Origin of the sequence: Pseudomonas sp. TH21 (genome assembly GCF_016651025.1) — a bacterium.
Lineage (GTDB): Bacteria > Pseudomonadota > Gammaproteobacteria > Pseudomonadales > Pseudomonadaceae > Aquipseudomonas > Aquipseudomonas aylmerensis.
In genome coordinates, this window is sequence record NZ_JAEKEQ010000001.1 from 5,672,681 (window position 1) to 5,692,229 (window position 19,549).

Annotated in this window: 17 protein-coding genes and 2 tRNA genes; 1 reads left to right on the top strand and 18 read right to left on the bottom strand. The window is 58.3% G+C overall.

Features of this window, described 5'->3' with window-relative positions; all coding sequences use genetic code 11:
• Window position 1: 1 nt before the first annotated feature.
• The 10 genes from nusA to rlmE all read right to left on the bottom strand — a co-directional run bounded on the left by nusA (window position 2) and on the right by rlmE (window position 8,596).
• Window positions 2–1,483 (bottom strand): transcription termination factor NusA, encoded by a 1,482-nt coding sequence (gene nusA, locus JFU04_RS25120; protein WP_008057419.1) that lies wholly within the window; start codon window positions 1,481–1,483, stop codon window positions 2–4.
• Window positions 1,484–1,530: 47 nt separating this feature from the next.
• Entirely contained in the window at window positions 1,531–1,989 is a 459-nt protein-coding gene (gene rimP / locus JFU04_RS25125; RefSeq protein WP_003235029.1) for a ribosome maturation factor RimP, read from the bottom strand.
• A 140-nt stretch (window positions 1,990–2,129) separates the two neighbouring features.
• A tRNA-Met gene (locus JFU04_RS25130) sits at window positions 2,130–2,206 on the bottom strand.
• A 96-nt stretch (window positions 2,207–2,302) separates the two neighbouring features.
• Window positions 2,303–2,388: transfer RNA gene (locus JFU04_RS25135), tRNA-Leu, on the bottom strand.
• 22 nt (window positions 2,389–2,410) lie between these two features.
• Window positions 2,411–2,794, bottom strand: a complete 384-nt coding sequence (gene secG / locus JFU04_RS25140) for a preprotein translocase subunit SecG (protein ID WP_010206600.1) — start codon at window positions 2,792–2,794, stop codon at window positions 2,411–2,413.
• Between the two features lie 4 nt (window positions 2,795–2,798).
• Complete coding sequence (gene tpiA, locus JFU04_RS25145; RefSeq protein ID WP_058427650.1) at window positions 2,799–3,554, bottom strand: triose-phosphate isomerase; 756 nt, start codon at window positions 3,552–3,554, stop codon at window positions 2,799–2,801.
• Between the two features lie 66 nt (window positions 3,555–3,620).
• Window positions 3,621–4,958: a phosphoglucosamine mutase gene (gene glmM, locus JFU04_RS25150; protein WP_065910270.1), complete on the bottom strand. Its 1,338-nt coding sequence runs from the start codon at window positions 4,956–4,958 to the stop codon at window positions 3,621–3,623.
• 16 nt (window positions 4,959–4,974) lie between these two features.
• Entirely contained in the window at window positions 4,975–5,826 is an 852-nt protein-coding gene (gene folP / locus JFU04_RS25155) for a dihydropteroate synthase (RefSeq protein ID WP_201145892.1), read from the bottom strand.
• 8 nt (window positions 5,827–5,834) lie between these two features.
• A complete protein-coding gene (gene ftsH / locus JFU04_RS25160; RefSeq protein ID WP_032803717.1) occupies window positions 5,835–7,745 on the bottom strand; it encodes an ATP-dependent zinc metalloprotease FtsH in 1,911 nt (636 codons plus the stop codon).
• A 200-nt stretch (window positions 7,746–7,945) separates the two neighbouring features.
• Entirely contained in the window at window positions 7,946–8,596 is a 651-nt protein-coding gene (gene rlmE / locus JFU04_RS25165) for a 23S rRNA (uridine(2552)-2'-O)-methyltransferase RlmE (RefSeq protein ID WP_010206606.1), read from the bottom strand.
• 106 nt (window positions 8,597–8,702) lie between these two features.
• Here rlmE and JFU04_RS25170 point away from each other — a divergent pair, with 106 nt between their 5' ends.
• Window positions 8,703–9,011: a YhbY family RNA-binding protein gene (locus tag JFU04_RS25170; protein ID WP_010206607.1), complete on the top strand. Its 309-nt coding sequence runs from the start codon at window positions 8,703–8,705 to the stop codon at window positions 9,009–9,011.
• A gap of 9 nt (window positions 9,012–9,020) precedes the next feature.
• Here the strand turns inward: JFU04_RS25170 and JFU04_RS25175 are convergent, their stop codons facing one another.
• The 8 genes from JFU04_RS25175 to grpE form a co-directional block, all read right to left on the bottom strand.
• On the bottom strand, window positions 9,021–9,425 hold the full coding sequence (locus JFU04_RS25175) for an MFS transporter (RefSeq protein WP_120449941.1): 405 nt from the start codon (window positions 9,423–9,425) through the stop codon (window positions 9,021–9,023).
• A 28-nt stretch (window positions 9,426–9,453) separates the two neighbouring features.
• Window positions 9,454–9,930 (bottom strand): transcription elongation factor GreA, encoded by a 477-nt coding sequence (gene greA / locus JFU04_RS25180; RefSeq protein WP_003235048.1) that lies wholly within the window; start codon window positions 9,928–9,930, stop codon window positions 9,454–9,456.
• Complete coding sequence (carB, locus tag JFU04_RS25185) at window positions 9,927–13,148, bottom strand: carbamoyl-phosphate synthase large subunit (RefSeq protein WP_065910267.1); 3,222 nt, start codon at window positions 13,146–13,148, stop codon at window positions 9,927–9,929. Before carB ends, greA begins: the two co-directional genes overlap by 4 nt.
• 105 nt (window positions 13,149–13,253) lie before the next feature.
• Window positions 13,254–14,390, bottom strand: a complete 1,137-nt coding sequence (gene carA, locus JFU04_RS25190) for a glutamine-hydrolyzing carbamoyl-phosphate synthase small subunit (RefSeq protein WP_065910266.1) — start codon at window positions 14,388–14,390, stop codon at window positions 13,254–13,256.
• Window positions 14,391–14,649: 259 nt separating this feature from the next.
• Window positions 14,650–15,456, bottom strand: coding sequence for a 4-hydroxy-tetrahydrodipicolinate reductase (gene dapB / locus JFU04_RS25195; RefSeq protein ID WP_106802602.1), 807 nt, complete (start codon window positions 15,454–15,456; stop codon window positions 14,650–14,652).
• Window positions 15,457–15,465: 9 nt separating this feature from the next.
• Window positions 15,466–16,590, bottom strand: a complete 1,125-nt coding sequence (gene dnaJ, locus JFU04_RS25200) for a molecular chaperone DnaJ (protein ID WP_065910262.1) — start codon at window positions 16,588–16,590, stop codon at window positions 15,466–15,468.
• Between the two features lie 317 nt (window positions 16,591–16,907).
• Window positions 16,908–18,824, bottom strand: coding sequence for a molecular chaperone DnaK (gene dnaK / locus JFU04_RS25205; RefSeq protein WP_065910260.1), 1,917 nt, complete (start codon window positions 18,822–18,824; stop codon window positions 16,908–16,910).
• Between the two features lie 102 nt (window positions 18,825–18,926).
• Window positions 18,927–19,487 carry a nucleotide exchange factor GrpE gene (gene grpE, locus JFU04_RS25210; RefSeq protein WP_106802601.1) on the bottom strand — a complete coding sequence of 187 codons (561 nt, stop codon included), beginning with the start codon at window positions 19,485–19,487 and terminating at the stop codon, window positions 18,927–18,929.
• Window positions 19,488–19,549 lie beyond the last annotated feature (62 nt).

Below are 19,549 nucleotides of genomic sequence, written 5' to 3' on the forward strand. Positions count from 1 at the left end.
ATTACTCGAACCAATGGGCTCGGGCGGCCATGATCAACTTGCCGGCACGATCATCGTCAATGCCGTCGATGTCGAGCAGATCGTCAATAGACTGCTCGGCCAGGTCTTCGCGGGTAATTACGCCGCGCACCGCCAGTTCCATCGCCAAATCCTTGTCCATACCCTCAAGCGAGAGCAGGTCTTCGGCCGGATGGGCGTCTGCCAGCTTTTCCTCAGTAGCGATGGCTTTAGTCAACAAACGATCCTTGGCCCGAGCGCGAAGCTCGTTGACGGTGTCTTCGTCAAAGCCGTCGATGTTGAGCATTTCTTCCAACGGTACGTAGGCAATCTCTTCCAGGCTGGTGAAGCCTTCATCTACCAGCACCTGCGCCAGGTCTTCGTCGACTTCCAACTCGTCGATGAAGTTGCGCAGGATGTCACCGGTTTCAGCTTGCTGCTTAGCCTGGATGTCCGATTCGGTCATCACGTTCAGGGTCCAGCCGGTCAGTTGGCTGGCCAGACGCACGTTCTGACCACCACGACCAATGGCCTGAGCCAGATTGTCTGCGCCAACGGCGATGTCCATTGCATGGGCATCTTCGTCAACGATAATTGCCGCCACTTCAGCCGGCGACATGGCGTTGATCACGAACTGCGCCGGGTTATCGTCCCACAGGACGATGTCCACACGCTCACCGCCCAATTCGCCCGACACTGCCTGGACGCGCGAACCGCGCATACCAATGCAAGCGCCTTGCGGGTCGATGCGTTTGTCCTTGGAGCGAACCGCGATCTTGGCGCGCGAACCCGGGTCGCGGGACGCAGCCATGACTTCGATCAGGCCTTCGGCAATTTCCGGCACTTCAATACGGAACAGCTCGATCAGCATTTCCGGCGCGGTACGCGACAGGATCAACTGAGGGCCGCGGTTCTCGGTGCGGATTTCCTTGAGCAGCGCACGCAAACGCACGCCAACACGGAAAGTTTCGCGAGAGATGATGTCTTCGCGGGCCAGCAACGCTTCGGCGTTGTTGCCCAGGTCGACGATCACGTTGTCGCGGGTAACTTTTTTCACGGTGCCGGAGATGATTTCACCCAGGCGCTCGCGATAAGCGTCAACGACTTGAGCGCGCTCGGCTTCGCGAACCTTCTGCACAATGACCTGCTTGGCGGTCTGTGCAGCAATACGGCCGAATTCGATCGATTCGATCTTTTCTTCGACGACATCACCGACCTTGGCGCCAGGGTGCGTTTCAGCAACCTTGCTTGGCCAGGTTTCGATGGCCGGATCATCAAGATCGGCTTCTTCGACGACCGTCCAGCGACGGAAAGTCTCATAGGCACCGGTGTGGCGGTTGATTTCCACACGCAGATCAACTTCGTCTTCAAAACGCTTTTTGGTTGCAGTGGCCAGGGCCAGCTCCAGCGCTTCAAAAATCACGTTTGCCGGTACGCCCTTTTCATTGGATACCGACTCAACAACCAGCAGTACTTCTTTGCTCATCGTACGCCTCGCCTTTCGCAAGCCATTGGATCCGCGGGATCCGCGTCTCAGTCAAAACTGGGAATAATGTTGGCCTTGTCGATCATATCGATCGGCAACAGGAACTCATGGTCTTCTACCTGCACCACGACATCCTGTTCTTCTACACCGCGCAGAAGGCCCTGAAAGTTGCGACGCCCTTCGAACGGGGATCGCAGCTTGATCTTCACTTGTTCACCGGCAAATTTTGCAAACTGATCAATAGTGAACAGTGGGCGTTCCATGCCTGGCGAGGAAACTTCGAGGGTGTATTCAACGGAGATCGGATCTTCAACATCCAGGACACCGCTGATCTGACGGCTGACAATGGCACAATCGTCCACCAGCACGCCGCCCTCTTTATCGATATAAACGCGCAACATTGAGTGGCGACCTTGAGCCGAAAACTCAATACCCCAGCATTCATAGCCTAGGGCCACGACCACCGGGGCCAACAAGGCCTGCAACTCTTCTAGCTTGCTCGACACCTGAACCCCCTCGTGCATGTATGTGCATGCTGTGCAAAATAAAAAAATGGGCGAAACGCCCATCCTTGAAACGCCGTCGAACAGCGGCGTTGAAAGTGTCCAGCTAACAAAAAGCCCCTTAAAAGGGGCTCCGCTAAAACTGGTTGCGGGGGCCGGATTTGAACCGACGACCTTCGGGTTATGAGCCCGACGAGCTACCAGACTGCTCCACCCCGCGACAAAGCTGGGGCGGAAGTATACGACCGATCCCTTACAGGGTCAATGTAACCTTCCACCTACAAGAAAGCCCGCAACAGCGGGCTCTCCTGATAATTGGTACCGAGAAGGGGACTCGAACCCCTACACCCTATGGGCACAACCACCTCAAGGTTGCGTGTCTACCAATTCCACCACCTCGGCAATACAGCGTTTACAACCCTTCTTACTTCTGCTCTTGAGCTGGAGGTACGTCAGTCGCTGGAGTAGCCGACTTTTGCTCTTGAAGCACCGGGACATCATCAGAAGCCGGTTTTGCTTTTGGTACTTCCAACACTGCTGGGTTTGGGAGACCTACTTGAGTCAGCACATGAGCTTTCTCTTTAGCAAAGTAACCTAACCCCAAGCTGGTTATGAAGAAACCGGCGGCAAGTATAGCAGTAAACTTACTAAGAAAGGTAGAGGAACCTTGGCTTCCGAACACAGTATTTGAAGCACCTGCACCGAAAGACGCACCAGCATCCGCACCTTTACCCTGTTGCAACAAAACCAGGGCAACTACGCCCAGGGCAGCCAACAGATGAAAAACGACTACGACTGTTTCCAGCATTTTTTCAGTTTCCCGCGGCGCGACAGATCGCACCGAACTCATCTGCATTCAGGGAAGCTCCACCAATGAGCCCCCCATCGATATCCGGCATGCCGAACAGTTCGACCGCATTGGCCGCCTTCACGCTGCCGCCGTATAGAAGACGCACACCTTGTGCGACTTCAGAATTCTCTGCCGCCAACTGCGCGCGGATGGCTGCGTGCACATCCTGCGCCTGTTGCGGTGTAGCAGTCAGCCCGGTACCAATGGCCCAGACCGGCTCGTAAGCAATAACTGCCTTTGCAAACGCACCAACACCCAGCTCCTCGATGATGCTGCCCAGCTGACGCGAGACAACTTCAAGAGTCTTGCCCGATTCACGCTGCTCCAGGGTCTCCCCTATGCACAACACTGGAATCAAGCCACAAGCCTGTGCCGCTGCGAACTTGCGATTGAGTGTCCCATCACGCTCGCCCATCATCTGACGGCGCTCGGAGTGCCCGACAAGCACATAGGAACAACCCGCATCGACCAATTGACTCGGTGCAATCTCACCGGTCAACGCACCTTGCATGGCTTCCACCGCAGAGTTCTGCGCGCCGACCTGAATCGACTTGCCTTTCAAGCCATCAACTACTTGAGTGATATGCAAGCAAGGCGGGAAAACCGCGACATCAACACCGCTAGGCAAGGCCAAGTGACGAAGGCCATTGATCAGCTCAGCGACACTGGCGCGGGTACCGTGCATCTTCCAGTTACCAGCTACCATAGTGCGACGCATGCTGTACCTCGTCGGTCAAAGTGGGCGCAGATGTTACCCAACCACATCATCACTGGCAAGCCGAATTCAGGCGCAAACTTCAGTTACCAGTTTTGCCAGGTCTTCGGCGTGGCCGCGAACCTGAGTTTCGTCGTCACCTTCGACCATGACACGCACCAGAGGCTCTGTGCCGGACTTGCGCAACAACACCCGGCCACGCCCCGCCATTGCCAGGGTCACACGCTCGCACGCCTCTTTGACAGCGGGATGCTCGATCGGGTTTTCGCCACCGGCAAAACGCACGTTGAGCAATACTTGTGGGCACTTGCGCAGGGCCTGGCGCGCCTGGGCCAGGCTCTCTTCACGGCGACGCAGGGCCAATAGCACCTGCAGCGCAGCAATGATCGCGTCACCGGTGGTGGTGTGCTGGAAGCAAACAACATGCCCCGAGTTTTCCCCACCGATCTGCCAGTTACGCTCAAGTAGCTCGGCGATCACATAGCGGTCACCGACATTGGCACGCACGAATGGAATGCCAAGATCTGCCAGGGCCAACTCCAACCCCAGGTTACTCATCAGCGTACCGACGACCCCCCCTTGCAGCTTGTTACGCTCATGGAGGTCGCGAGCAATGATGAACAACAGGTCATCCCCGTCGACCACGGCGCCGGTGTGATCCACCATGAGCACGCGATCGCCGTCACCGTCGAAGGCAATGCCCAGGTCCGCATGCTCGGCCAGGACCGCCGCCTGCAGTTGGCCCATATGCGTCGAGCCACAGTTGTCGTTGATGTTCAACCCGTTAGGCTGGGCCGACAGCACTGTCACATCAGCCCCAAGCTCCTTGAATACGCTCGGGGCCACCTTGTAGGTCGCACCATGGGCGCAGTCGACAACAATTTTCAGCCCGGCAAAATTGGTGCTGCTTGGTACGCTGCTCTTGCAGAATTCGATGTAGCGGCCAGAGGCGTCGTTGATACGCGACACCTTGCCCAGCTTGCTGGACTCAACCACCGTCATCGGTGCGTCCAGGAGCTCTTCGATCATCAACTCGATCTCATCCGGCAGCTTGGTGCCCAGACCCGAGAAAAACTTGATGCCGTTGTCATCATGGGGATTGTGAGAAGCACTGATGACAATCCCGGCTTCCGCGTGGAAGGTACGCGTGAGGTAGGCGATAGCCGGCGTCGGCATCGGCCCCAACAGCATCACATCGGCGCCCGCGGCGGACAAACCAGCTTCCAGTGCGGATTCAAACATGTACCCGGAAATTCGAGTGTCCTTACCCACTAGGATGCGGCAGGCGCCCATGCTACGGAACGCCATACCTGCCGCCCACCCCAGCTTGAGCATGAAGTCCGGAGTAATCGGAAACTCGCCGACCCGCCCACGGATACCGTCGGTGCCAAAATATTTTTTAGTCATAAGTGCTCCATCATTCTTATTCGGCTGATTCTACCGCGGCAATCATGCGCACCACATCCACCGTCTCGGCGACATCATGCACGCGCAAGATACGCGCACCCTTGGTCATAGCAAGCGCCGCGAGTGCGAGACCGCCGTACAACCGCTCACCTACCGGACGATTCAGTGCCATCCCTATCATGCTCTTGCGCGAAACACCGACCAACAGGGGCCGACCAAGGGCATGCAGGGACTCCATGTGCTTGAACAGGCTTAAGTTGTGCTGCAAGGACTTGGCGAAGCCAAACCCTGGATCCAGGATAATCTTTTCAGGCGCAATCCCGACTGCGGCGCATTGGGCGACCCTTTCAGCCAGGAAGCTGCTCACTTCACCCACCAGGTCATCATAGTGCGGGTTGTCCTGCATATTGCCGGGCTCACCCAGCATATGCATCAGGCACACCGGCAGACCGGTAGCCGCCGCCGCGTCCAGGGCGCCGTCACGCCGCAGGGAGCGCACGTCGTTGATCAACCCCGCCCCCAGGCGCGCCGTCTCACGCATGACTGCCGGGGTGGAAGTATCGACCGAGATAATGACATCCAGCTCGCGAGCAATGCGCTCGACAATCGGCGCCACACGCTCCAGCTCCTCCAACGGAGAAACCACCCGAGCGCCCGGCCGAGTCGACTCACCGCCGACATCAATCAGGGTCGCCCCCGCCGACACCATTGCTTCGGCATGGCGCAACGCAGCATCGAGCTGGCTGAAGCGGCCGCCGTCGGAAAAGGAGTCAGGGGTGACATTAAGAATGCCCATCACTTGCGTATGGGCCAAATCAAGAACCCGGTTGCCGCAAGGCAACCGGGTGGAGGACAACACAGAAGTCATTTCAAACCTTAGTGGTCAGCTGCCGGACCACCGATCGGGGTTTCAGGGCGTTCGTTCTGCACGACAGGCGGAGTGCCAGAGGTGCCCGAACCACCTTCCCAATCACGCGGCTCACGCGGCGTACGGCCCGCCATGATGTCGTCGATCTGGTCAGCATCGATAGTCTCGTACTTCATCAACGCGTCAGCCATGGCGTCCAACTTGTCACGGTTGTCGGTCAGGATCTGCTTGGCCGTGCCATAGCACTGGTCAATGATGCTGCGCACTTCGGAGTCGATCAGCTTGGCTGTCTCGCCGGAGAAGCTGGCACTCTGACCACCACCCCCACGACCCAGGAATACCTCACCCTCTTCCTCGGCGTACATCAACGGACCGAGTTTCTCCGACAAGCCCCACTTGGTCACCATGTTCCGCGCAATCTGACTGGCACGCATGATGTCATTGGAAGCACCGGTCGTTACGCCATCAAAGCCCAGGGTCATCTCTTCAGCAATTCGACCGCCGTACAGTGAGCAGATCTGGCTGATCAGCGCACGCTTGGAGAGGCTGTAACGGTCCTCTTCCGGCAGGAACATGGTGACACCCAGCGCCCGCCCCCGAGGAATGATCGACACCTTGTAGACCGGGTCATGCTCTGGCACAACGCGACCCACAATGGCGTGGCCGGCTTCGTGATAAGCGGTGTTCTGCTTTTCTTTCTCGGACATGACCATGGATTTGCGCTCTGCGCCCATCATGATCTTGTCTTTTGCCAGTTCGAACTCTTTCATCTCGACGATGCGCTTGCCTGTACGAGCCGCGAACAACGAAGCTTCGTTGACCAGGTTGGCCAGGTCGGCACCGGAGAAACCCGGCGTACCACGCGCAATAACTGCCGGAGCGACATCGTCACCCATTGGCACTTTGCGCATGTGGACTTTGAGGATTTGCTCGCGACCACGGATATCCGGCAAGCCTACGACAACCTGACGGTCGAAGCGGCCTGGACGCAGCAGCGCAGGGTCCAGCACGTCAGGACGGTTGGTCGCAGCGATGACGATGATGCCGTCATTCATCTCGAAACCATCCATCTCGACCAGCAACTGGTTGAGGGTCTGCTCACGCTCATCGTGACCACCGCCCATGCCAGCACCACGATGGCGACCAACAGCGTCGATTTCATCGATGAAGATAATGCACGGTGCGTGTTTCTTCGCCTGCTCGAACATATCGCGAACGCGGCTGGCGCCGACACCGACGAACATTTCGACGAAGTCAGAACCGGAAATGGTGAAGAAAGGCACCTTGGCTTCACCGGCAATCGCCTTGGCCAGCAAGGTTTTACCGGTACCCGGAGGACCGACCATCAGCACACCGCGAGGAATACGGCCGCCCAGGCGCTGGAACTTGCCCGGATCGCGCAGGAATTCAACCAACTCACCGACTTCTTCCTTTGCCTCGTCGCAACCCGCGACGTCAGCCAGGGTGGTCTTCACTTGATCTTCGGAAAGCAGGCGCGCCTTGCTCTTGCCGAAGCTCATCGGCCCGCCCTTGCCTCCCGCACCGCCTTGCATCTGGCGCATGAAGAACATGAACACGGCGATGATCACCAGGATCGGGAAGCTCGCCACCAGGAGTTGAGTCCAGATGCTCTGCTGCTCAGGCTGCTTGCCCTCGACAACCACATGGTTATCCACCAGGTCGCCGATCAGACCGTTGTCCTGAATGGCCGGACGAATGGTCTTGAAGCTGTCGCCATCGTTGCGTTTGCCGGTGATCACGTAGCCATCAACCGCCACGCGCTCGACCTTGCCATCCTTAACTTGCTGGATGAAGTCGGAATAGTTGAGGGTCTGCGGCTCGTTAGGGCTGGAGAAGTTGTTCATCACCGTCACCAGGACAGCCGCGATGATCAACCACAGGATCAGATTCTTTGCCATATCGTTCAATTAACTACCCTCTGAAGCAAGCTCCGCTACTGGCGCGCGCTTCGCATGATATTCACCGGCCTAACTTACTACATTACCTACAACTCTGGCAGGCGCCGTCTGTAACCCTTTGTGAAACTTTGACTACACAATATTCGTAAAGCTTCGTGACGAAAGCGATATAAAAAAACCTATCGACTCCCTTCAAACCTTCAAAGACGCTCATCACTGGCAGCACCTTCAATGCCGCGGAACCCCCGCGCCAGCAGATATTGCTCGCGAGACCGGTCCCGGGAAGAGTCCGGTTTACGCATCTGTACCTTGTCGAACAGCTTGCGGATGTTCTTGTGGTACTCGTCGAAGCCTTCACCCTGGAAGACCTTGACCAGGAAATCACCACCCGGACGCAATACCCGCCCCGCCAGATCCAGCGCCAACTCGCACAGGAACATGGCTCGCGGCATATCAACAGCCGGTAATCCACTCATATTGGGGGCCATGTCGGAAATCACAAGGTCTACCTGCGAATTTCCGACGGCTTCCAGGATCTCGGCCAGTACGGCGTCCTGGGTGAAATCGCCGTGCACGAAGGTTACATCCGGGATGCTGTCCATCTCGAGGATGTCGGAAGCGATCAATCGGCCTTGCCCGCCAATCAGACGACTGGCCACCTGGGACCAGCCACCGGGTGCTGCACCCAGGTCGATCACGCTCATGCCGGGGCGAAACAATTTGTCCTTGTCCTGGAGCTCCAGCAGCTTGTAGCTGGCCCGGGACCGGTAGCCGTCCTTCTGCGCCTTTTTGACGTAAGGATCGTTGAAATGCTCTTGCAGCCACTTAAGGCTAGTTTTGGAACGGGCCACGGGCCACCTCGAAAAATAAAACGGGTCGTGATTAACTGGGCGGTCCCGGACTCGCTCGGGTAAACTGGCCGCCGCTTTTTACAAGATCAGACGCAGGGGTCAGATTATGCCGCTCACTCAAGAGCAGAAGAAACAGTACAAATCCATTGGCCACCATCTGAAACCAGTTTTGATTGTGGCAGATAACGGTTTGACTGAAGGTGTGTTAGCCGAATTTGAACGCGCACTGAACGATCACGAACTGATCAAGATCAAGGTCAATATCCTTGACCGCGAAGCGCGCCTGGCCGCCATTGCAGAACTGTGCAAGGTTGGCAAAGCGGACCTGGTCCAGGTCATCGGCAAGATGGCGCTGCTGTATCGCAAGAACTTCAGCGTCAACAAGCAACTGTCGAACGTTCATCGCTTCAAATGACAACAAGGGTCACGGGCGTGCTTCGCGCGCCCCGCCACTCCATCCCGGTGCAGGCTGTATAACCAGCACCAGGCCGGAGAACCCTAGCACAAGATAGCTGAATAACTGCCAGCGCAACGCTTCCGGCAGCCACACATGCACGATGCAGTACATCGCACATGCATACAGCGCCATCAACAGCAGTTGGCCGCGAATATCCCGCCACAAACTCCCCAAGCCTTCGGCCTTGACCAGCACCAACGCCTGGAGCGTCACGCACGCCGCCGCAAAACCCACCAGCAGCGCACTCAGTAATCCATCGATCTCATCGATCAGCAACGGTGCCAGGCCAATCAGGCCCAGCGCCGGCAACACACCAATGTGCAACAACCACAGGCCGCCCACCCAAAGCATCTGGGCAAGCTGCCAAAGCATGGCGCCCGCACGAAGCGGGCGCCGCCGTTCAGACGTGACGGACTTCAACAATCTCGTACTCGATCACGCCACCCGGCGTCTTGACCGCCACCACGTCACCCTCTTCCTTGGCAATCAAGGCGCGGGCAAGCGGGGAGCCGACGGAGATCTTGCCGAGTTTGAAGTCAGCTTCGTCTTCCCCGACGATGTGGTAGACCACGCTTTCGTCAGTCTCGACGTTGGCGATTTCCACGGTGGTGCCGAAAATCACCTTGCCGGTCTTCGGAATGGTCGTTACGTCGATGACCACCGAGTTCTGCAGGCGGCCTTCGATGTCACGGATCCGCGCCTCGACCATACCTTGCTGCTCGCGAGCAGCGTGGTATTCGGCGTTTTCCTTAAGGTCACCCAGTTCGCGGGCCGTACCGATGTCCTGGCTCAGCTTTGGACGTACGACCTTGGTCAGATGGGCGTGCTCCTCTTCCAGGGCCTTGAAGCCCTGGACGGTCATTGGGTATTTGGTCATGCCTTCAATCCTGCGTGTAGATCCTGCAAGCGACGCACGGTCTTTTCCGGACCGAACTTGAGTGCTTCGCAGATGGCTTCGCCAGCAGCAATGGTGGTGGTGCAGTAGATCTTGTGCTGCAAGGCGTTACGACGAATGGAATAGGAGTCCGCGATCGACTGACGACCTTCGGTGGTGTTGATGATCAGCGTGACTTCGTCATTCTTGATCATGTCGACCACGTGCGGACGGCCTTCCGTCACCTTGTTCACGCGACGCACTTTCAGGCCGGCAGCCTCGATCAGCTTGGCGGTCCCGGCGGTGGCCACGACTTCAAAGCCCAAGTTGATCAGATCACGGGCCACGCCTGCAACCAGTGGCTTGTCATCATCACGCACGCTGATAAACGCAGTACCGCCGGTCGGCAGCACTTCGCTGGCACCCATCTGGGCCTTGGCGAACGCTTCACCGAAGGTATCGCCCACGCCCATCACTTCACCGGTGGACTTCATCTCTGGGCCCAGGATCGGGTCCACACCAGGGAATTTGGCGAATGGGAACACCGCCTCTTTCACACTGTAGAAGTTCGGAATGATTTCCTTGGTGAAGCCGATTTCCTTCAGGGTCTTACCGGCCATCACGCGGGCAGCGATCATGGCCAGGGACACACCGATGCACTTGGAAACAAATGGCACGGTACGCGAAGCGCGCGGGTTGACTTCGATGACGTAGATGTCTTCGCCTTGCAGCGCCAACTGTACGTTCATCAAGCCGACCACGCCCAGTTCCAGGGCCATTTTCTTGACCTGTTCGCGCATCTCGTCCTGGATGTGCGCCGGCAGCGAGTACGGTGGCAGCGAGCACGCCGAGTCACCGGAGTGAACACCCGCCTGCTCGATGTGCTGCATGATCGCGCCGATCACGACGTCAGTGCCGTCGCAGACCGCATCCACATCCATTTCGATAGCGCAGTTGAGGAAGTGGTCCAGCAGCACCGGGCTGTCGTTGGACACTTTCACCGCGTCGCGCAGGTAACGCTTGAGCTCTTCTTCTTCGTAGACGATTTCCATCGCCCGACCGCCCAGTACGTAGGACGGACGCACCACCAGCGGGTAGCCGATCTTGCTGGCGGCGCGGATGGCCTCGTCTTCGCTGCGCACGGTGGCGTTCGGCGGCTGACGCAGGTTCAGGCGTTCAACCATCTGCTGGAAGCGCTCACGGTCTTCCGCACGGTCGATGGCATCTGGGCTGGTGCCAATGATCGGCACGCCGGCCGCTTCAAGGGCACGCGCCAGTTTCAGCGGGGTTTGGCCGCCGTACTGGACGATCACGCCTTTTGGCTTCTCGACGCGCACGATTTCCAGCACGTCTTCCAGGGTCACCGGCTCGAAGTACAGGCGATCAGAGGTGTCGTAGTCGGTGGAAACAGTTTCCGGGTTGCAGTTGACCATGATGGTCTCGTACCCGTCTTCGCGCAGGGCGAGAGCGGCGTGTACGCAGCAGTAGTCAAACTCGATACCCTGGCCGATACGGTTCGGACCGCCGCCCAGGATCATGATCTTGTCGCGACCCGACGGGGCGGCTTCGCACTCTTCCTCATAGGTGGAGTACAGGTAGGCGGTGTCGGTGGAGAACTCGGCGGCGCAGGTATCAACGCGCTTGTAGACCGGGAAGATCTCCAGCTTGTGGCGATGCGTGCGCAGGTTCTTCTCGGTCACACCCAGCAGCTTGGCCAGGCGCTGGTCGGAGAAGCCTTTGCGCTTGAGGCGGAACATCATGTCGCGGTCGATGCTGGCCAGACCCAGGGTCTTGACCTTCTCTTCTTCCTTGATCAGATCTTCGATCTGCACCAGGAACCACGGGTCGATCATGTTCATGCCGAAGATGTCTTCGACAGTCATGCCGGCGCGGAAGGCGTCAGCCACGTACCAGATACGCTCGGCGCCCGGCACGGTCAGCTCGCGCTTGAGCACGCTCATGCTTTCCGGGTTGCTCAGGTCGAGCTTCTCGTCCAGGCCGCAAACGCCCACTTCCAGGCCGCGCAGGGCTTTCTGCAAGGATTCCTGGAAAGTACGGCCGATGGCCATGACTTCACCAACCGACTTCATCTGAGTAGTCAAGCGCGCGTCAGCCTTGGCGAATTTCTCGAAGGCGAAGCGTGGAAGCTTGGTGACGACGTAGTCGATGGACGGCTCGAAGGACGCCGGGGTCTTGCCGCCGGTGATGTCGTTCGACAGCTCATCGAGGGTGTAACCCACAGCCAGCTTGGCCGCGACCTTGGCGATCGGGAAGCCGGTCGCTTTCGACGCCAGGGCCGACGAACGCGATACACGCGGGTTCATCTCGATCACGACCATGCGGCCAGTGTTCGGGCAGATACCGAACTGAACGTTGGAACCGCCGGTTTCCACGCCGATCTCGCGCAATACCGCCAGGGAGGCGTTACGCAGGATCTGGTATTCCTTGTCGGTCAGGGTCTGTGCCGGAGCAACGGTGATCGAGTCACCGGTGTGCACGCCCATCGGGTCAAAGTTTTCGATGGAGCAGACAATGATGCAGTTGTCCTTTTTGTCGCGGACAACTTCCATTTCATATTCTTTCCAGCCGATCAGCGATTCGTCGATCAGCAGTTCCTTGGTCGGCGACAGGTCCAGACCACGGGCGCAGATTTCTTCGAACTCTTCACGGTTGTAGGCGATACCGCCACCGGTGCCGCCCATGGTGAAGGACGGACGGATGATGCACGGGAAGCCGAGGGTCTCGAGGACTGCGTTGGCTTCTTCCATGGTGTGGGCGATACCGGAGCGCGGGCACGCCAGGCCGATGGACTTCATCGCCTTGTCGAAACGCGAACGGTCTTCAGCCTTGTCGATGGTGTCGGCATTCGCGCCGATCATCTCTACGCCGAACTTCTCCAGCACGCCTTCGCGCTCCAGGTCCAGGGCGCAGTTCAGTGCAGTCTGGCCGCCCATGGTGGGCAGCAGCGCGTCCGGACGCTCTTTCTCGATGATCTTGGCAACGGTCTGCCACTTGATCGGCTCGATATAGGTGGCGTCGGCCATGGCCGGGTCGGTCATGATGGTCGCCGGGTTGGAGTTCACCAGGATGACGCGGTAGCCCTCCTCGCGCAGGGCTTTACAAGCCTGGGCGCCGGAGTAGTCGAATTCGCAGGCCTGGCCGATAACGATCGGGCCAGCGCCGAGAATCAGGATGCTTTTTATGTCTGTACGTTTTGGCATGGGTTTGTCACTCAAATCCGCAGGTCAGTCGGCAAGCCGTCTTGAACATTCTTTGAAGAGCCTGCGGGGGCCACCGACAGTCGGGGCCGCCCGCAGGCCACTCAGTCAGCGTCGCTTGGCCATCTCATTGATGAAACGGTCGAACAGCGGCGCTACGTCGTTCGGGCCCGGGCTTGCTTCAGGGTGGCCCTGGAAGCTGAAGGCGCTCTTGTCAGTGCGCTCGATGCCTTGCAGGGAACCGTCGAACAGCGACTTGTGAATTGCGCGGACGTTGCCCGGCAGGGTCGCTTCATCCACCGCAAAGCCATGGTTCTGGCTGGTGATCATCACAACGCCAGTGTCCAGGTCTTGCACAGGGTGGTTGGCACCGTGGTGGCCGTGCCCCATTTTCAGGGTCTTGGCGCCGGAGGCCAGGGCCAGCAACTGGTGACCCAGGCAGATACCGAAGACCGGAATTTCGGTTTCCAGCACATCCTTGATCGCCTGGATGGCGTAGTCGCAAGGCTCGGGGTCACCGGGGCCATTGGACAGGAACACGCCGTCCGGCTGCAGGGCGAGCACATCGCTGGCCGGGGTTTGCGCAGGTACCACGGTTACGCGGCAACCGCGCTCGACCAGCATGCGCAGGATGTTGTACTTGATGCCGTAGTCGTAGGCGACGACGTGGTAAGGCAGCTCAGCGGCCTCGATGGTCGCGTGGCTGTCAGTCTTCAAGTCCCAGACGGTGGAGCGCCACTCGTACTTTTCCTTGGTGCTGACGACTTTCGCCAGGTCCATGCCTTTCAGGCCAGGGAAGCCTTGCGCAGCAGCGATCGCTGCCTCTTCGGAAATATTCTCACCGGCCATGATGCAGCCGTTCTGCGAGCCTTTTTCACGCAGGATGCGTGTCAGGCGACGCGTATCGATACCGGCGATTGCCACAACATTGTTGGCTTTCAGGTAATCGGACAGCGACATCGTGTTACGCCAGTTGCTCGCGACCAGTGGCAGGTCACGAATTACCAGACCCGCCGACCAGACACGATCAGACTCGACGTCTTCCGGTGTAGTACCGGTGTTGCCGATGTGCGGATAGGTCAGGGTAACGATCTGTTGGGCGTAGGAAGGATCGGTAAGGATTTCCTGATAGCCGGTCATGGCGGTGTTGAACACCACCTCTCCAACGGTTTGACCGTCGGCTCCAATGGCTTCGCCGCGAAAAATGCTGCCATCAGCAAGGGCGAGTATGGCTGGCTTAGTCAAGAAGACCTCCCGTAAATAAAGCCTGAAAGGGCGATCGCAGGTTGTAAAAAAGCGGAGTGACGTATGGACACGTCACCCCGCTTCTTCACCGAATTATTCTGCGCGCTTTTAGTGGACACACTAAAGCTGTAGCTTACAGAAAAAGGCTTTTTTGGTCCACCGCTAATGAGCCTTAAAGGCAGGGGAATGCGACAGGACGTCGCTTAGCGGGTAAAAACGGGGCCTCAGGATAATCCTGAGGCCCGATTTTAGCTACTGATTAGTGCAGATCCAGCACGTCACGCATGTCATACAGACCCGGCTCACGACCTTCCAGCCAGAGCGCAGCACGGACGGCGCCCTTGGCAAACGTCATGCGACTGGAGGCCTTGTGCGTGATCTCCAGGCGCTCACCTTCAGTGGCAAACAGCACGGTGTGATCACCCACAACATCACCACCGCGCACGGTCGCAAAGCCGATGGTGTCACGCGCACGCGCACCGGTATGACCTTCACGGCCATATACGGCCACCTTGGACAAGTCCCGGCCCAACGCTTCAGCGATGGCTTCACCCATGCGCAGCGCGGTGCCCGACGGCGCATCGATCTTGTGGCGATGATGGGTCTCGATGATTTCGATATCCGCCTCATCCCCCAGCACGCGCGCCGCCAGATCCAGTAACTTGAGCGACAGGTTCACACCCACGCTGAAGTTGGCCGCGAAGACGATCGGGATATCCTTGCCCGCCTCCACCAGCAACTGCTTCTGCTCGGCACTCAAACCCGTAGTACCGATCACCATGGCCTTGCCCGCCTTGCGGCAGAACGCCAGGTTTTTCAGCATCACGTCAGGCAGGGTGAAGTCGATCAACACGTCGAACTCTTCAGCCACCTGCTCCAGGCTGCTCGACAACGACACACCGATACGGCCCAGCGAGGCCAACTCGCCCGCATCTGCACCAATCAACGTGCTGCCCGGGCGAACGATGGCTGCGGTCAACCCGGACGCCGGCGAGCGCTGCTGCACCGCCTCGACCAGCGTCTTCCCCATGCGCCCGGCAGCGCCCATAACGGCTATACGTCGCATATCCACTCCTTACAGGTCGCCGAAGAAGCGCTTCACGCCATCGAAAAACCCAGTGGTTTTCGGTGAATGGGAGTCGTCACCTTCCAACGAACTGCGGAACTCTTCGAGCAGCTCACGCTGACGACGCCCCAGATTGACCGGGGTCTCGACCGCTACGCGGCACATCAGATCGCCTGCACCACCGCCGCGCACCGGCGCAACGCCCTTGCCACGAATACGGAACTGCTTGCCGGTCTGGGTACCCTCGGGGATCTTCAGCTTGACCCGACCATCCAGGGTCGGAATCTCCAACTCGCCGCCCAAGGCTGCATCGACAAAGCTGATCGGCACTTCGCAGAACAGGTGCTTGCCGTCGCGCTGGAAGATCGAGTGCTCACGCACATTGATCACCACGTACAGGTCACCGGTAGGGCCACCCTGGGTGCCCGCCTCTCCCTCACCCGACAAACGGATGCGGTCTCCGGTATCCACACCCGCCGGCACTTTGACCGACAGGGTCTTGTACTCTTCGACGCGACCTTCGCCGTGGCACGAGTCGCACGGATCGGAAATGATCTTGCCCTGGCCGTGGCAGCGCGGGCAGGTTTGCTGCACCGAGAAGAAGCCCTGCTGCATACGGACCTGGCCGATACCGCCACAGGTCGGGCAGGTGATCGGCGAGGAGCCTTTCTTGGCGCCCGAGCCATCGCACGGCTTGCAATTGACCAGCGTCGGCACGCGGATGTTGACGCTGGTACCGCGCACAGCCTCTTCCAGGTTCAACTCGAGGGTGTAGCGCAAGTCGCTGCCACGCTGGGCGCCACCACGCTGGCCACCCCGACCACCGCCGAAGAAGTCGCTGAAAACGTCGCCGAAGATATCGGAGAAGTTCTGACCGCCGAAACCTGCACCACCGCCGCCCATGCTCGGGTCGACACCGGCATGACCATACTGGTCGTAAGCCGCACGCTTGTTCGGATCAGAAAGGCATTCGTAGGCCTCGTTGGCCTCCTTGAACATTTCTTCGGATTCTTTGCTATCCGGATTACGGTCCGGGTGGTGCTTCATCGCCAGGCGACGGTAAGCCTTTTTCAGGTCCGCATCGCTGGAGCCGCGCTCCACACCCAATACTTCGTAATAGTCACGCTTTGCCATAAGTCTTTGCACTCTTAAGGACGTTTGGCCAGACCCTCCTGAGCCTTGCCAAACTCGTTGAGCCCCAATACAGGCCCGGACCCAACTCACGTCAATTCAACGATCCTGGTCATTACTGCTTTCAGCCAGGGACCCGGCCAAAAACGCGGTGACTGTCGCCCGGGAAGCAGGAGCATTCCCGATCACACCGCCAACATCCGAGCGTTGTCGCATGTTGTAAAAATTCGCATACCCCAGACACGCCAACGCGGGAGCAAGCTCCCGCGCGGCGACATCCTACCAGTCACCGCTTGATAGCGGTCAACCGGGCGACCAACTTACTTCTGGTCTTTGACTTCTTCGAACTCGGCATCGACAACGTCGTCGTGCTTGGCTTCAGGCTCTGCGTGCTGTGCAGCACCATCAGCCGGCTGGCCTTGTTCGGCGTACATTTTCTGAGCAACCGGCGCGGAGACTTTCGACAGCTCCTCAACCTTGGCTTCGATGGCAGCCTTGTCGTCGCCTTTGATGGCGGCTTCCAGGGCAACCACGGCAGCTTCGATTGCGGTCTTCTCCTCAGCAGTCACTTTATCGCCAGCATCCGCGACCATTTTGCGGGTCGAGTGAACCAGTGCATCACCCTGGTTACGGGCGCCAGCCAGCTCGGCAAACTTGGCATCGGCGTCGGCGTTGGCTTCAGCATCACGGATCATCTGTTGAATTTCTTCATCAGACAGACCGGAGTTGGCCTTGATAGTGATCTTCTGCTCTTTGCCAGTGGCCTTGTCCTTGGCACCTACGTGCAAGATGCCGTTGGCGTCGATGTCGAAAGTCACTTCGATTTGTGGCACGCCGCGTGGTGCTGGTGGAATCTCGGCCAGGTCGAACTTGCCCAGGGACTTGTTCTGAGCCGCTTGCTTACGCTCACCTTGCAGCACGTGAATGGTCACAGCGCCTTGGTTGTCATCGGCAGTCGAGAACACCTGGGATTTCTTGGTAGGAATCGTGGTGTTTTTCTCGATCAGCGCAGTCATCACGCCGCCCATGGTTTCGATACCCAGGGTCAGCGGGCTGACGTCCAGCAGCAGCACGTCTTTCACGTCGCCGGCCAATACCGCGCCCTGGATGGCAGCACCCATGGCAACCGCTTCGTCCGGGTTCACGTCTTTACGTGCTTCCTTGCCGAAGAACTCGGTTACTTTCTGCTGTACCAGTGGCATACGGGTCTGACCGCCCACCAGGATCACGTCGTTGATGGAACCAACGTCGATACCTGCGTCTTTCAGGGCAATGCGGCAAGGCTCGATGGTGCGCTGAACCAGGTCTTCAACCAGTGCTTCCAACTTGGCGCGAGAAATCTTCACGTTCAAGTGCTTAGGACCGGTGGCGTCTGCAGTGATGTACGGCAGGTTGACGTCGGTCGACATGCTCGAGGACAGCTCGATCTTGGCTTTTTCAGCAGCTTCCTTCAGGCGCTGCATAGCCAGCGGGTCACCCTTGAGGTTCATGCCGCTTTCTTTCTTGAATTCGTCAACGAGGTAGTCGATCAGACGAATGTCAAAGTCTTCACCACCCAGGAAGGTGTCGCCGTTGGTGGCCAACACTTCGAACTGGTGCTCGCCGTCAACTTCAGCGATCTCGATGACCGAGACGTCGAACGTACCGCCACCCAGGTCATAAACGATCACAGTGTGGTCGCCCTTGGCCTTGTCCATACCGTAGGCCAGAGCAGCTGCGGTAGGTTCGTTGATGATACGTTTTACGTCCAGGCCCGCGATGCGGCCGGCGTCTTTGGTCGCCTGGCGCTGGCTGTCGTTGAAGTAGGCCGGAACGGTGATGACCGCTTCAGTCACTGCTTCACCGAGGTAGTCTTCGGCAGTCTTCTTCATCTTTTTCAAGACTTCAGCCGAGATCTGCGGTGCAGACATCTTGTTGCCATTGACTTCAACCCAGGCGTCGCCGTTGTCAGCCTTGGCGATTTTGTAAGGCACCATCTTGATGTCTTTCTGTACGACTTCTTCGTCGAACTTACGACCGATTAGACGCTTCACCGCGTACAGGGTGTTGTGCGGGTTGGTGACAGCCTGACGCTTGGCCGACTGACCAACGAGGATCTCGCCATCATTTGCGTAAGCAATGATCGACGGCGTGGTACGCGCGCCTTCGGCGTTTTCGATAACTTTGGCTTTGCCGTTTTCCATGACGGAGACGCAGGAGTTGGTGGTCCCCAGGTCGATACCGATAATTTTGCCCATGATTTACTCTCCCGAAACTTGAATTTGGATGCCGCAGCAGTGGTGGCTAACTGCGGTAGCACTTAAACGCTTGACTTATAGATGGGGGCCTTACGGCGTATTTCAAGCCTGCTCATCAATAGAAGGCGAAACCGGTGCAGGAGCCTTGCTCACTACAACCATCGCCGGGCGCAGCAAGCGACCATTGAGCTGATACCCCTTCTGGAACACTTTCAACACGCTGTTAGGCTCCAGGTCATGGCTTTCCTGCATGGCCATGGCTTGGTGATGCTCAGCGTTGAACGGTTCGCCGCCGGTTGGATCGATGGCTTCCAACTGATAACGCTTCAGGGTGTCCTGGAACATTTTCAGGGTCAGTTCGATCCCTTCGCGCATTGGGCGGATGTTTTCGTCGTCTGGGTTGGACAACTCAAGGCCACGTTCCAGGCTGTCGATGATCGGCAGCAAGTCACCGGCGAATTTTTCCAGCGCGAATTTGTGAGCCTTCTCTACATCCTGCTCGGCACGGCGGCGGACGTTCTGCAGATCGGCGGCAACACGCAAAGACTGGTCCTGCGCAGCGGCCAATTGCTCTTCGAGCACTTGCACACGCACGGCCAGGTCTTCCGAGCCAGCCTGGGTAGCGTCTGGAGTTTGCGTATCCTGCGTCTGTTCGTCAGCCATAGATTTCTCCTTTCAAAATCATGCGCGAACTCAACTCGCGCTTCTGTTCCGGTATATGGGGC